The following is a 12,511-nucleotide window of genomic DNA, read 5'->3' on the forward strand; positions in this document are numbered from 1 at the left end:
GAAGAAGGAACTAGGTAGAGATACAAGCAACAGTAATAGGGGCTGTGCAGGTTGGGGATAGCCACTCGGGCCCGCTGGTGAGAACCGCTTCGGGGGTGTGAGCAGGCTGTGGAATCCCGGGGCGGTTGTTGGGTGTGAATGTGGATAACTTCGGCGGTGTGGAGTGAACGGTGGTTGTCCGGCCGGTTGCGCGCAGCTTTTCCACAGCATCATCCACACCGTTTCGTGTGACAAAAGATGCGGCAGTGGTCAAAGTTTTTTCGGATTTCTCGGCACTGTGCTCGGCACCCGCCGGGCCGAAGCCGATTCCGGGGGCACGACGAAGCACCGAGATGAGCGCCGTCGGGCGCGCACTCGAGCGTGGGGGAGAAGGTGTCAGCCCTTGGAGCGCTGACGGATCCGGGTGGTGAGTTCCTTGACGTGATCGAAGATCTCGCGCCGCTCGGCCATCCCGTCGCGGATCTTGCGTTCGGCATACATGACGGTGGTGTGGTCGCGGCCGAACGCCTCGCCGATCTTGGGCAGGGACAGGTCGGTGAGTTCGCGGCACAGATACATGGCGATCTGGCGCGCCTGGGCCAGCGCCCTGGTCTTGCCGGGCCCGCGGAGCTCCTCGAGGGAGGTTTCGAAATACTCGGCGGTGACCGCCATGATGGTCGCGGTGCTGATCTGTACCGTGCTGGCATCGGCGATGAGATCGCGGAGCACGATCTCGGCCAGGGCCTTGTCGATGGCGGTATTGCTCAGCGAAGCGAACGCGGTGACCCGGATGAGGGCACCCTCGAGCTCGCGGATGTTGCGTTCGATTCGACTGGCGATCAGTTCCAGAACGTCATCGGGCACGTCGAGCCGGTCCATCTGCGCTTTCTTGCGCAGGATGGCGATGCGGGTCTCCAACTCGGGCGGCTGCACATCGGTGATCAAGCCCCACTCGAAACGGGTGCGCAGTCGGTCCTCGAGGGTGGCCAGCTTCTTGGGCGGCCGGTCCGAGGAGATGACGATCTGTTTGTTCGCGTTGTGCAGGGTGTTGAAGGTGTGGAAGAACTCTTCCTGGATACCTTCCTTGCCCTCGATGAACTGGATGTCGTCGACGAGCAGCACGTCGATATCGCGGTAGCTGCGCTTGAACGACGCCTTGCGGTCGTCGCGCAACGAGTTGATGAAGTCGTTGGTGAATTCCTCGGTGGAGACGTATTTCACCCGCATCCCGGGGAACAGCTTCTGGGCGTAGTTGCCGGCCGCGTGCAGGAGATGGGTCTTGCCCAGACCGGACTCACCCCAGATGAACAACGGGTTGTAGGCCCGGGCCGGGGCCTCGGCGATGGCCAGGGTGGCGGCGTGCGCAAAGCGGTTGGACGCGCCGATGACGAACGTCTCGAAGGTGTAGCGCCGGTTGAGGCTGACATCGTCGGGCTCCGGGCTGGCCGGCTGCGGTCGGTTGAAGAATGTCGGCCAACTCTGCTCGGCGCTGGTGCGCGCCTCGAGATCGTCGTCGACCTCCTCGACGTCGGGGGCCGGAGGCGGGTCGGCGGGCGCCGATTCGGGTTCGGGTTCCGGCGTGGAGATCCGGACGGCCAGTTCGACGCGCTGGCCGAGCTGACGACTGAGCGAGGCGACGATCGGCTCACGCAGATGGCGTTCGATCTCGTTCTGGACGAACGGTGTGGGCACCGACAGCAGGGCGAACCCTTCGGTGATGACAAGTGGCTGCACCATCCGGAGCCAGGCGCGCTGCTGCGGCGTCAGGGCGGAGGTGAGTTCGGCGACGACGTTGTTCCAGATCGTCCCGAAGGAGGCATCGGGGTCGGCGGCCAACGACGCTTACCCCCTTGTGGCTGGCCTGGGCGTCGCCCAGGAGCGACGACGACAAACTGTCCACATGGTTATCCACAGTCTGTGGAGAGTGGTCAGCCGTGGTTATCGCGTTGTGTGTTCGGCGTGGAAAACGTGTGTCGGAGCTCGTCACGTGCGCGGTGGCGTGTGGGCTCTCGGCCGGTGTTTGTCCTCGCTCTGGTGTCCGGCGCCGCCTCGGTGTCGAAACGGCATTGCCAGAAGCTAACAGTTTTCTCTCGCAGTGCCAACCGTTCTGCAACATTGCCGGGAGGTACCTGGCCGGCACCGTAATGTCGGTGACACATGTGACTTTTGTGATTGCACAGGCGATTCCGGATGAGCAGTTCGACGGGGAGGAACGTTGCGGTGCAAAGCCGGAGATCGGGCGCGGGGACGAGGTTTGACCCAGGCAAATCTCGTCAGTACCCTCGAGCAGTCGCCCGCACGTGGTGATACGGCTGCGACCCGGGTAACCGGGGACCGCGCCGGTTAGTACATGAGATCGACGAGCTTACCCATGGTGGCCGTGGTCGCATCGGCACGGGATTCTCGTGGCGGTGTGGTTGTGGTCACCCCATATGTAACAAGGAGAAACAGCCGTGGCCAAGGGCAAGCGGACTTTCCAGCCGAACAACCGCCGCCGGGCCCGCGTGCACGGTTTCCGTCTGCGGATGCGTACCCGTGCCGGGCGCGCCATCGTGTCGGCTCGGCGCGGCAAGGGTCGCCGTTCTCTGACTGCCTGATTCGATCAGGGCTCAGGGCGGTGCTTCCGGCCCGAAACCGGATGACCCGGTCGACTGATTTCGGTGTCACGGTTCGTCGAGGTGTGAGGGCAATTCAGCCCGACCTTGTCGTGCACGCGTTGCGCGGCGAGGCGGGTGCCCAGATTGACGGCCCCAAGATCGGTTTGGTCGTGTCCAAGTCCGTCGGGAACGCGGTGCAGCGGCACCAGGTGTCCCGGCGGCTTCGTCATGTGATGCGCACGATGCTCGATGATCTGGACACCGCGGACCGTGTGGTGATCCGGGCGCTGCCGGGTAGCCGCGATGCGGTGTCAGCGCGCCTGGAGTCGGAGTTGCACGCGGCCCTCAAGCGCGCCGGGATCACGGCCGGAGCCCGATCGTGACGGGCCGCGCTGCCCGCGGCGTGATCTTCGTCATCCAGCTCTACCGCACGATGGTGTCGCCACTGCGGCTGCCCACGTGCCGTTTCACCCCGACTTGTAGTGCGTACGCCGTCGATGCCTTGACCGAATGGGGCCTGATCCGCGGCGGATGGTTGGCCGTGGTGCGGCTGGCCAAATGTGGGCCTTGGCATCGCGGCGGATGGGATCCGATACCCGAGCGGTGCGAACACTCCGCCGGAGCAACCTCAGCGGCAGTCGTCAGGAGCGATTCTCTTGTTTAACTGGTTCAGCCTGGACATCATCTATTACCCGGTGTCGGGCATCATGTGGGTCTGGTACAAGCTGTTCGCGCTGGTGCTCGGCCCGTCGAACTTCTTCGCCTGGGCGTTGTCGGTGATGTTCCTGGTGTTCTCGCTGCGCGCGATCCTCTACAAGCCGTTCGTCCGGCAGATCCGCACGACGCGGCAGATGCAGGAGCTGCAGCCGCAGATCAAGGCGCTGCAGAAGAAGTACGGCAAGGACCGCCAGAAGATGGCGCTGGAGATGCAGAAGCTCCAGAAGGAACACGGGTTCAATCCGATTCTCGGCTGCCTGCCGATGTTGGCCCAGATCCCGGTGTTCCTCGGCTTGTTCCACGTGTTGCGATCGTTCAACCGGACCCAGGGCGGCTTCGGCCAGATCCACCTGACCGTCGAGCAGAACCGCGCCACCGGGAACTACGTCTTCAGTCCGACCGATGTGGCGCACTTCCTGGACGCCAACCTGTTCGGTGCGCCGCTGGGCGCCACCATGATCCAGACCACCGGTCTGGACGCGTTCACCGAATTCAACCGTGCCGCGGTGATCGGTGTCGGCCTGCCGGTGATGATCCTGGCCGGCATCGCAACCTACTTCAACAGCCGTGCCTCGGTCGCCCGGCAGAGCCCGGAAGCGGCCGCGAATCCGCAGACGGCGATGATGAACAAGCTGGCGCTGTACGTCTTTCCGCTGGGCGTCGTGGTGGGTGGTCCGTTCCTGCCACTGGCCATCATCTTGTACTGGTTCGCCAACAACATCTGGACCTTCGGTCAGCAGCACTACGTGTTCGGCATGATCGAGAAGGAAGAAGAAGCCAAGAAGCAGGAGGCGATCGCGCGGCGCGCGGCGAACGCCCCGGCTCCCGGTAAGAAGCCCAATCGGGCGAAGAAGCCGGCGAAGGAGATCGCCGAGTCCGAGGGCGTCGAGGACACCGTCGTGGCCGATGGTGCGGTGGACGATTCGATCGAGGACTCACCGTCGAAGACAGAAGGTGGCGGTGCCGGGGGCAGCGCGTCGAACAAGACGCCGCGACCGGGCGCCCGGCCGAACCGAAAACCCAAGCGCTGATCCAGCCGTACGGATCGACGCGAGCAAGCCAAGCCGGGCGGCCAGCCGGCGGGACGAATGGTTCCGGGAGCCGGGCCGGCAGAGTAAGGAGAAGACGATATGACTGATGCCGAAACCACCGAGCGCACGGAGGACACGGTTGCGGTGGACACCGAGACCGTGGGCTCGGACGATCTCGAAGAGCGACTTGTCGCCGAGGGTGAGATCGCGGGTGACTATCTGGAGGAGTTGTTGGACCTCCTGGACTTCGATGGCGACATCGACCTGGACGTCGAGGGCGACCGGGCCGTGGTGAGCATCGACGGCGGCACCGACCTGAACAAGTTGGTCGGTCGTAAGGGCGAGGTGCTCGATGCGCTGCAGGAGTTGACCCGGCTCGCGGTGCACCAGAAGACCGGCGAGCGCAGCAGGTTGATGCTGGACATCGCGCGGTGGCGGCGCCGGCGTCGTGACGAGCTGGCGGCGTTGGGCGACAAGGTGGCGCGGCGGGTGGCGGCCTCGGGCGAGCGCGAGGAGCTCTCGCCGATGACGCCGTTCGAGCGCAAGATCGTGCACGACGCGGTGGCGGCCGTGGACGGGGTGCGCAGCGAGAGCGAGGGTGCCGAGCCCTCCCGCCGCGTCGTCGTTCTGCCATCCTGAATTACAGGGATGTAGTTCCGAGCTACACAATCAAGGCCGTCGGCCTGGGTCATCCGGAGGATGTTTCACGTGAAACATGGCGAACTGAGTCCGGCTCCCGAGTCGGCGGCCTTGTGCTTTGGCGAGCGCATCGATGTGGCGCACCGGTATGGAGAGATCCTGGCCGGCGCCGGTACCGAGTGGGGCTTGATCGGACCGGCGGAGCTCGACCGGCTGTGGGAGCGCCACCTCCTCAACAGTGGTGCGATTGCCGAACTGATGCGCCCGGGCGAGCGGGTGGGCGATATCGGCAGTGGCGCCGGGTTGCCCGGAATACCGTTGGCGATAGCTCGCCCTGATGTGCGCGTCGTTCTGGTCGAACCGCTGCTGCGCCGAAGTGAGTTCTTGCGCGAGGTGGTGGCCGAGCTCGGACTGGATGTCACGGTGGTTCGGGGTCGGGCGGAGGATCCGGCGGTGCGCCACGAGGTGGGGGAGTTGGACACGGTGACCTCACGAGCGGTCGCCTCCCTGGACAAGTTGACTCGGTGGAGCATGCCGCTGCTGCGCGTCGGTGGCCGCATGCTGGCACTCAAGGGCGAGCGGGCCGAGTCGGAGATCAGCGAGCACGAGCGGACGCTGCGTTCGCTTGGTGCCACCGATGTAAGGGTGGTGAGATGTGGCGTGGAGTATTTGAATCCACCCGTAACCGTGGTCGCGGCCACGCGCGGTCAGCGAGCGGATCGCCCGGCACGATCCGGCAGGAGGAAGCGATGACAGCGGGACCGGCACAGCCACCCGACGGCGCCGATGTTTCACGTGAAACGTGGACACCCGAGGGTGCCGGCACCTGGCGGGGGGACCCGGGCATCGATACGCCGATTGCCGCCGAGGCCGAGCGGGCCACCCGGCTGCTGCACAATCGCGAGGCCGGCCTGCCGAAGCCCGAACGCCAACGCGTCTTCACGATCGCGAACCAGAAGGGTGGGGTCGGCAAGACGACCACTGCGGTGAACATCGCCGCCGCACTGGCCCGGCAAGACCTGCAGACGTTGGTGATCGATCTCGATCCGCAGGGCAACGCAAGCACCGCCTTGGGGATCGAACACCGGCAGGGCACCCCCTCGTCGTACGAAGTGTTGATCGGGGAGATCCCGTTGCACGCCGCGCTGCAGCGCAGCCCGCACAACGAACGGCTGTTCTGTGTGCCGGCCACCATCGATCTGGCCGGCGCCGAGATCGAGCTCGTCAGCATGGTGGCTCGGGAAGGCCGGCTGCGCGCCGCGCTCGCCGAACTGAAACAGCACAGCTTCGACTACGTCTTCATCGATTGCCCGCCGTCGCTGGGCCTGCTCACCATCAATGCGCTCGTCGCCGCCCCGGAGGTGTTGATCCCGATCCAGTGCGAGTACTACGCGCTCGAAGGGGTGGGCCAGCTGCTGCGCAATATCGAGATGGTGAAGGCGCATCTGAATCCCGAACTGGATGTCACCACCGTGGTGCTGACCATGTACGACGGGCGCACCCGGCTGGCCGACCAGGTAGCGGCGGACGTGCGCGCGCACTTCGGTGACAAGGTGCTCAAGACGGTCATCCCGCGCAGTGTGAAGGTGTCCGAGGCCCCCGGGTATGGGATGACCATCCTCGATTACGATCCTGGTTCGCGTGGCGCGATGAGTTATCTCGACGCCAGTCGTGAGATCGCCCGTCGCGGGCAGGACGGCGAGCAGCGGAAGGCGCAAGGATGAACCAACCGGCCAAGAAACGCAGCGGTCTGGGACGCGGTCTGGCGTCGCTGATCCCGACCGGCCCCACCGACGGCGATCCGCTGGGCACCAAGTTGGGCAGTGCGGCCGCCGATGTGCTGATGGGTGGTCCGAACACCGATACGGCTCCGAGCACCCCGCCGGCCGCCGTCTCGGAGTTCGGTGCGGTGTACCGGGAAATCGATCCGAAACTCATCGAGCCCAACCCGCGCCAGCCGCGCCAGGTGTTCGACGAGGAAGCGCTCGCCGAGATGGTGCACTCCATCAAGGAGTTCGGCGTCATGCAGCCGATCGTGGTCCGTGAGCTGCCCGGCTCGCCGGACGGGGAGCGCGGCGCCCGGTATCAGCTGGTGATGGGGGAGCGGCGGTGGCGGGCCTCCCAGGAGGCCGGGCTGGCCGTCATCCCGGCCATCGTCCGGGAGACCGCCGACGGGGATATGCTGCGCGACGCACTACTGGAGAACATCCACCGCGCGCAGCTGAACCCGCTGGAAGAGGCGGCGGCCTACCAGCAGCTGCTGGAGGAGTTCGGTGTGACGCACGACGAACTGGCGGTACGAATCGGGCGCTCTCGCCCGCTCATCTCCAACATGATCCGGCTGCTGCGTCTGCCGATCGCGGTGCAGCGCCGCGTGGCGGCCGGGGTGCTGTCGGCCGGTCACGCTCGCGCGTTGCTGGCCCTGGAAGGCGGGCCGGAGCGGCAGGAGGAGCTCGCGGCGCGCATCGTCGCCGAGGGATTATCGGTGCGTGCCACCGAGGAGGCCGTCACCCTGGCCAACCGGAGCGGTCCCGCCGATCCGCCGGCTCCGCGCCGCAAGCCGATCCAGATGCCGGGGCTGCAGGACGTCGCCGAACAGCTGTCGACGGCCTTCGACACCCGGGTGACGGTGAGCCTGGGTAAGCGCAAAGGCAAGATCGTCGTCGAGTTCGGGTCGGTGGACGATCTGCAGCGCATTGTCGACCTGATGAACGCCACCAAGCCGTCATGACCCGAAATGGGCGCTGCAGTGCCTGACCCAGGGACACGGGCGAATTACGTCACTGTGACACTCGGTCGCCCGATGGCCCGAGCAGGCGCGTCGTGGGACGGAGATGTCTTGTGCGGCAGCAGCTTTCGGAATCCGGCCGGTTTCGGACGGCAAACCGGCCGGATCTGGGCCGGGAGTGGCGCGCTCTCGTATCCTGGAAGGGCAGCCGAGCCGGCCATGCCACCATGTGCCGGAAGTTTGTGAGAGTCGGGGGTCGAAGTGTCATCGCGAATCACGCCGCTCCGGCTGGAGGCGTTCGATCAGCTGCCCAAGCATGCCCGGCGCTGCGTGTTCTGGGAGGTGGATCCGTCGACCGTGGGCGGTGACGATCACCTGGCCGACCCGGAGTTCGAGAAGGAAGCCTGGCTGTCCATGGTCATGCTCGAGTGGGGCTCGTGCGGGCAGATCGCCGTCGAGTGCGCACCCGAGCCCGGCCGGCGGGAGGTCACCCCCAGCGAGTTGCTGGGGGAGTCCGCCTGTCTGGGCTATGCCTTCTACGCCCCGCCGCGGGCGGTGCCGCGGGCGCGGCGCTTCCCCACCGGACCGGTCAGCGCCGACGCCGTCCTGCTCACCTCGCTGGGCGTCGACGCCTGCGACGAGGCCGGGCTACTGCCGCGCGGCTTGATCGCTGCCGTGGTCGCCGATCTGGTACGCCGAGGTGTGCGCGCACTGGAGGCCTTCGGCCGCACGTCGGCGCTGCTGTCCGTCGATCCGGCGGCCGTACCCCCGGATCTGCAGCCGGTCATCGAGGTGCTCGGTGACTGCAGCCCCGAACAGTGCATCATCGACGTAGAGCTGTTGTCCGAGGCCGGATTCGAAGTGGTGGCCCCGCACCCCTATGTGCCGCGCCTGCGGCTCGAGCTGGAGCAGGGTCTCGGTTGGAAGGCCGACGTGGAGGCCGCGCTGGAGCGACTGTTGGAATCGGCCCGCATCGAGGTACCGGTCGGGGCGGTGCCGTGCGGCTGACGACGGGCCGTTACTAGCTGGGGGAGACCCGGCCGGCCTGCTCGACCGACAGTTCGTGCGCCAGCAGTTCGGCGAATGTGAAGGTGCCGGTGGGGCGGTCGTTCTTGCCGAGCAGATAGAGGCGCTTCACCGCGGCCAACATTCCTTCGGCGATGGCGTCACGAGTTACGTTGGAGGCCAACAACTGTCGGTCGTGCGAGTTGGTGATGTAGCCCAAATCGACCTGGACAGTAGGCATTCTGGTCAGGCGCAGTAGATCCCATGTGCGGCCGTGGGTGCGGCAGTCACGTAATCCGGTGCGCGCCACCACTTCCCGTTGGATGAAGTCGGCAAGATTGCGGCCGATGGTGGACACCGAGCCGTGGGAGTTGCCGAAGTGGAACGAGGCCACCCCGCTGGCGGCCGGGCTCACGTGGCTGCTGCAGCGCAGGCTGATCATCAGATCGGCGCCGACGGTGTTGGCGGTGGCCGCCCGTTCGGCGTCCGACGGACTGCGTCCGACGGGGCGGGACAGGAAGGTGTCCATCCCGATGGCCGTCATCCGGCCTTCGAGGCGACTTGCCAAGTCCCACAAGATGTCCGCTTCGCTGATCGGACCGTCCGGGCCCTGCAGGATCAGCCCGTGGTCCGCACCACCGCGCCCCGGATCGATGATGATGCGCTTGCCGGACAGCTGGGGCCCGGACCGGCGCACCAGTTCCTCCTCGCGGATCGCGTGGATCGAGCCACCGGTGACCCGGGAGCCGAGAAAGTACAAGGAACGCAACGTTTCCGGACCGCAGATCCCGTCCGGGAACAGGCCGTACTCACGCTGGTAGGACATCAGGGCATTGTGGGTCTGCAGGCCGAAATGGCCGTCCACCAAACTGGTGTAGAAGCCGAGGTCCTGGAGCCGGGCCTGCAGGGTTGCCACGTCGTCGCCGTACATCGGTGCACCGAACTGGTGGGCCAGGGTGCGGGCGCCCAGCTGGTAGGAGGCCTCCTTGAGGGCACGGAAGGTGGCCTCGCCGACCATGCCGTCGACCAGCAGACCGCGGTGCTGCTGGAAGGCCCGCACGGCGTGGTCCAGGTCGTCGTCGAACACGTCCAGGGCGATGTGCTTGCCGGTGGACGGATCCGCGTCGGGATTGTCCATCAGTCCCAGCGCAGCCAGCGCCGCCCTGATCTCGGTGACCGCTGCGCCCCGGTCACCTCGACGCAGAATCGACATACCTGGCCTTTCAGATGCGCTGCAGCCGGACACGCGCCGACGACTGCTGGACGGACTGACAGCATTGTCGCAGATACGCGCCAAAATCCGGAAAACCCCGGGGTGCAGAGTGACTGCGCGTTACCTGTTAGATGTGCTCGGCAAGCTCCCGGAGCAGGGCGGCCTTGCCCTTCGCCCCGACGATACGCTTCACCGGCTCGCCGTCCTTGAACAAGATCATCGTGGGAATCGACACCACCTGGAAATCGCGGGCGGTTTCCGGGTTCGCGTCCACGTCGAGTTTGGCCACCCGCAGATCGCCGGTCTTCTCCTTGGCGATCTCCTCGAGCACAGGGGCGACCATCTTGCACGGACCGCACCAAGTGGCCCAGAAGTCCACCAGCACCGGGGTGGAGCTGGACAGCACATCCTGGCCGAACGAGGCGTCGGTGACGGTGCTGGTCGCGGAATCTTCGCTCATGTGATCCTCCTGATCGAGTTGGGAACGTCTAAACGGTTGCGGCAGCGTAATTCTCGGCCAACCAGCGCTCGGCGTCGATCGCGGCCGAACAGCCCGAACCGGCGGCGGTGATGGCCTGTCGGTAGGTGTGATCCACCAAATCGCCTGCGGCGAAGACACCTTCGACCGATGTCGCGGTGGTGCGACCGATCACCTTGACGTAGCCCTCGTCGTCCAGGTCGACCTGACCGCGCACCAGCTCCGAGCGCGGGTCGTGCCCGATCGCGACGAACACACCGGTCACCGGGAGCTTGGACTCTTCGCCGGTCACCGTGTCCCGCAACCGGATTCCGGTGACCTTCGGGTCACCCTCGATCTCGGTGACCGCGGTGTTGGTGAGGAACGTGATCTTCTCGTTGGCCTGAGCGCGCTCCAGCATGATCTTGGAGGCGCGAAACTCGTCGCGGCGGTGGATCAGGATGACGCTGCGCGCGAACCTGGTCAGGAAGGTCGCTTCCTCCATCGCCGAGTCACCGCCGCCGATCACGGCGATGTCCTGGTCGCGGAAGAAGAACCCGTCGCAGGTGGCGCAGGTGCTCACGCCCAGACCGATGCGCTCCTGCTCACCGGGCACGCCCAGATGACGGGCCGCCGCGCCCATCGCGAGGATCACCGCGCGGGCCTGGTGCGTCTCGTCACCGACGGTCACCTTCTTGATCGGGCCGGACAGGTCGACCGCGTCGACGTCCTCCATGCGCAGGTCGGCGCCGAACCGCAGCGCCTGCTCGCGCATCTCGTCCATCAGGTTCGGGCCGGTGATGCCCTCCCGGAAACCGGGATAGTTCTCCACCTCGGTGGTGGTCATCAGCGCGCCACCGAACTGGATGCCTTCGAACACCACTGGCTTCAGTTGTGCCCGGGCGGTGTACACCGCGGCCGTGTAACCGGCCGGTCCCGAGCCGATGATGATCACGTCGTGGATCTCGGATGAGCTTGACATCGTGGGTGCGAGGCCTTTCTGCCGTGTCAAACCGGCGTGAGTTCAAACATCAGGGTAGGCCCAGCTGTTCCCGGAGGCGCGCTCCGGTGGTACCTGTCAGGGCCGGCGCAGGGTGGTCTCGGCGAGGGCGGCACCGTGTGCGGCGTCGCAGTCGGTGCCCAACGTGACGGCCTGCACGTCGGCGGGATGGTTCCCGGGGAACACCACCACCACCGCCGGGCGCCCGGCCACCGTGACGGGGGTGGCCCCGAGCACCGGCACCGCCGGATCCCGTCGCAGCCCGAGCATGCAGGCGGCCCAGCGTTGCGGCTCGGCGAGCGCCCCGAGATCGGCGGGTCGGGACAGCAGCGCCAGGATGTCGGCCCGGGGCAGCGGCATCGGCCGGTGCGTGACGGTGATCTGCCGGGCCGTCGGCCCGGTGCTGCGGCCCGGTGCCGAGGTGTCGCTCAGTGCCACGGCACCCAGGCCCAGGGCGGCAAGCGCGGCAATCACGCCGCAGACCAGGGCGGTGCGCCGCCAGCGCAGTGGGCGGGCGGCATGGGCCGGAATGTCGGCCGGTTCAGCGTCGCCTGACAGAGCACCGTGCACCCGTCCATCATGGCGTGGCCGGCGCGGTGCGCTCGGCCAGCACGTGCGCCAGTGTCGCGCGCGCCCTGGCGCGGCGGCTCTTGACGGTGCCCTCGGCGATGCCCAGCATGCTGGCCGTCTCGGCCACCGAGAAGCCCTGCATGTCCACCGCGACGACGGCGGCGCGCTGCTCGACGGGCAGGCGCATCAGCGCACGCTCCACCACGATCGCGGTGTCGACCTGCGCCGTCTCGTCGTCCACCGGCCAGACGTCGTCCCCCAGCGGCGACGTGGGGCGAGCCTTGCGCCGGCGTAACCGGTCCAGGCAGGCGTTGAGCACGATGCGGTGCAGCCAGCTGCTGACCGACGAGCCGTGCCGGAAGGTGGCGGCGGCGCAATGCGCGGACAGCATCGCCTCCTGCAGCGCGTCACCGGCATCCTCGGGACTGCGGGTGGTGAAGCGGGCCAGTCGGTACAGCGGCCGCCGATAGCGGATGAACAGCTCCTCGAACGCGAAGCGGTCACCGGCGACGTGCGCGGCGAGCAGCTGCGCATCGGTGCGCTCCTGGCCGGAATTCCCCCCGAAATTCTCCACA

At 66.7% G+C, this 12,511-nt stretch carries 15 protein-coding genes; 9 read left to right on the forward strand and 6 right to left on the reverse strand.

What is annotated here, in order from left to right; all coding sequences use genetic code 11:
• Nucleotides 1–375: 375 nt before the first annotated feature.
• Complete coding sequence (gene dnaA / locus AWB94_RS11960; protein WP_062657577.1) at nt 376–1,815, reverse strand: chromosomal replication initiator protein DnaA; 1,440 nt, start codon at nt 1,813–1,815, stop codon at nt 376–378.
• Nucleotides 1,816–2,432: 617 nt separating this feature from the next.
• On the opposite strand from dnaA, the gene rpmH reads away from it, so the two are divergent.
• From rpmH to AWB94_RS12005, 9 genes are all read left to right on the forward strand, one after another.
• On the forward strand, nt 2,433–2,576 hold the full coding sequence (gene rpmH, locus AWB94_RS11965) for a 50S ribosomal protein L34 (RefSeq protein ID WP_073695092.1): 144 nt from the start codon (nt 2,433–2,435) through the stop codon (nt 2,574–2,576).
• A 20-nt stretch (nt 2,577–2,596) separates the two neighbouring features.
• Nucleotides 2,597–2,959 carry a ribonuclease P protein component gene (rnpA, locus tag AWB94_RS11970; protein ID WP_062657578.1) on the forward strand — a complete coding sequence of 121 codons (363 nt, stop codon included), beginning with the start codon at nt 2,597–2,599 and terminating at the stop codon, nt 2,957–2,959.
• A gap of 50 nt (nt 2,960–3,009) precedes the next feature.
• The gene (yidD, locus tag AWB94_RS11975) at nt 3,010–3,240 is read left to right on the forward strand and encodes a membrane protein insertion efficiency factor YidD (RefSeq protein WP_234811717.1); all 231 of its coding nucleotides are present in this window, start codon (nt 3,010–3,012) and stop codon (nt 3,238–3,240) included.
• A gap of 43 nt (nt 3,241–3,283) precedes the next feature.
• Nucleotides 3,284–4,324 carry a membrane protein insertase YidC gene (yidC, locus tag AWB94_RS11980; protein WP_062657621.1) on the forward strand — a complete coding sequence of 347 codons (1,041 nt, stop codon included), beginning with the start codon at nt 3,284–3,286 and terminating at the stop codon, nt 4,322–4,324.
• Between the two features lie 99 nt (nt 4,325–4,423).
• Nucleotides 4,424–4,963, forward strand: coding sequence for a Jag family protein (locus tag AWB94_RS11985; protein WP_062657579.1), 540 nt, complete (start codon nt 4,424–4,426; stop codon nt 4,961–4,963).
• 60 nt (nt 4,964–5,023) lie between these two features.
• Nucleotides 5,024–5,716, forward strand: coding sequence for a 16S rRNA (guanine(527)-N(7))-methyltransferase RsmG (gene rsmG / locus AWB94_RS11990; protein ID WP_062657580.1), 693 nt, complete (start codon nt 5,024–5,026; stop codon nt 5,714–5,716).
• Nucleotides 5,713–6,687 carry a ParA family protein gene (locus AWB94_RS11995; RefSeq protein ID WP_062657581.1) on the forward strand — a complete coding sequence of 325 codons (975 nt, stop codon included), beginning with the start codon at nt 5,713–5,715 and terminating at the stop codon, nt 6,685–6,687. The genes rsmG and AWB94_RS11995 overlap by 4 nt, the downstream gene beginning before the upstream one ends.
• Complete coding sequence (locus tag AWB94_RS12000; RefSeq protein WP_062657582.1) at nt 6,684–7,694, forward strand: ParB/RepB/Spo0J family partition protein; 1,011 nt, start codon at nt 6,684–6,686, stop codon at nt 7,692–7,694. The genes AWB94_RS11995 and AWB94_RS12000 overlap by 4 nt, the downstream gene beginning before the upstream one ends.
• Before the next feature lie 258 nt (nt 7,695–7,952).
• Complete coding sequence (locus AWB94_RS12005; RefSeq protein ID WP_062657583.1) at nt 7,953–8,699, forward strand: hypothetical protein; 747 nt, start codon at nt 7,953–7,955, stop codon at nt 8,697–8,699.
• Between the two features lie 13 nt (nt 8,700–8,712).
• Here the strand turns inward: AWB94_RS12005 and AWB94_RS12010 are convergent, their stop codons facing one another.
• The 5 genes from AWB94_RS12010 to sigM all read right to left on the reverse strand — a co-directional run bounded on the left by AWB94_RS12010 (nt 8,713) and on the right by sigM (nt 12,510).
• Nucleotides 8,713–9,909, reverse strand: a complete 1,197-nt coding sequence (locus tag AWB94_RS12010; protein ID WP_062657584.1) for an N-acetylmuramoyl-L-alanine amidase — start codon at nt 9,907–9,909, stop codon at nt 8,713–8,715.
• 127 nt (nt 9,910–10,036) lie between these two features.
• Nucleotides 10,037–10,369: a thioredoxin gene (trxA, locus tag AWB94_RS12015; protein WP_062657585.1), complete on the reverse strand. Its 333-nt coding sequence runs from the start codon at nt 10,367–10,369 to the stop codon at nt 10,037–10,039.
• A 28-nt stretch (nt 10,370–10,397) separates the two neighbouring features.
• Nucleotides 10,398–11,348, reverse strand: coding sequence for a thioredoxin-disulfide reductase (trxB, locus tag AWB94_RS12020; protein WP_062657586.1), 951 nt, complete (start codon nt 11,346–11,348; stop codon nt 10,398–10,400).
• Nucleotides 11,349–11,444: 96 nt separating this feature from the next.
• Nucleotides 11,445–11,936 carry an RsmA family anti-sigma factor gene (locus tag AWB94_RS12025; protein WP_062657587.1) on the reverse strand — a complete coding sequence of 164 codons (492 nt, stop codon included), beginning with the start codon at nt 11,934–11,936 and terminating at the stop codon, nt 11,445–11,447.
• Between the two features lie 7 nt (nt 11,937–11,943).
• Nucleotides 11,944–12,510: an RNA polymerase sigma factor SigM gene (gene sigM, locus AWB94_RS12030; protein WP_062657588.1), complete on the reverse strand. Its 567-nt coding sequence runs from the start codon at nt 12,508–12,510 to the stop codon at nt 11,944–11,946.
• Nucleotide 12,511 lies beyond the last annotated feature (1 nt).

This window comes from Mycolicibacterium canariasense, from assembly GCF_002101555.1.
GTDB lineage: Bacteria > Actinomycetota > Actinomycetes > Mycobacteriales > Mycobacteriaceae > Mycobacterium > Mycobacterium canariasense.

Excerpts from the sequence above, each read along its gene's own strand:
- yidD (WP_234811717.1), top strand. The coding sequence starts at position 3,010 with ATGGTGTCGCCACTGCGGCTGCCCACGTGCCGTTTCACCCCGACTTGT.
- yidC (WP_062657621.1), top strand. The coding sequence starts at position 3,284 with ATGTGGGTCTGGTACAAGCTGTTCGCGCTGGTGCTCGGCCCGTCGAAC.
- AWB94_RS11985 (WP_062657579.1), top strand. The coding sequence starts at position 4,424 with ATGACTGATGCCGAAACCACCGAGCGCACGGAGGACACGGTTGCGGTG.
- rsmG (WP_062657580.1), top strand. The coding sequence starts at position 5,024 with ATGTTTCACGTGAAACATGGCGAACTGAGTCCGGCTCCCGAGTCGGCG.
- AWB94_RS11995 (WP_062657581.1), top strand. The coding sequence starts at position 5,713 with ATGACAGCGGGACCGGCACAGCCACCCGACGGCGCCGATGTTTCACGT.
- AWB94_RS12000 (WP_062657582.1), top strand. The coding sequence starts at position 6,684 with ATGAACCAACCGGCCAAGAAACGCAGCGGTCTGGGACGCGGTCTGGCG.
- AWB94_RS12010 (WP_062657584.1), bottom strand. The coding sequence starts at position 9,909 with ATGTCGATTCTGCGTCGAGGTGACCGGGGCGCAGCGGTCACCGAGATC.
- trxA (WP_062657585.1), bottom strand. The coding sequence starts at position 10,369 with ATGAGCGAAGATTCCGCGACCAGCACCGTCACCGACGCCTCGTTCGGC.
- trxB (WP_062657586.1), bottom strand. The coding sequence starts at position 11,348 with ATGTCAAGCTCATCCGAGATCCACGACGTGATCATCATCGGCTCGGGA.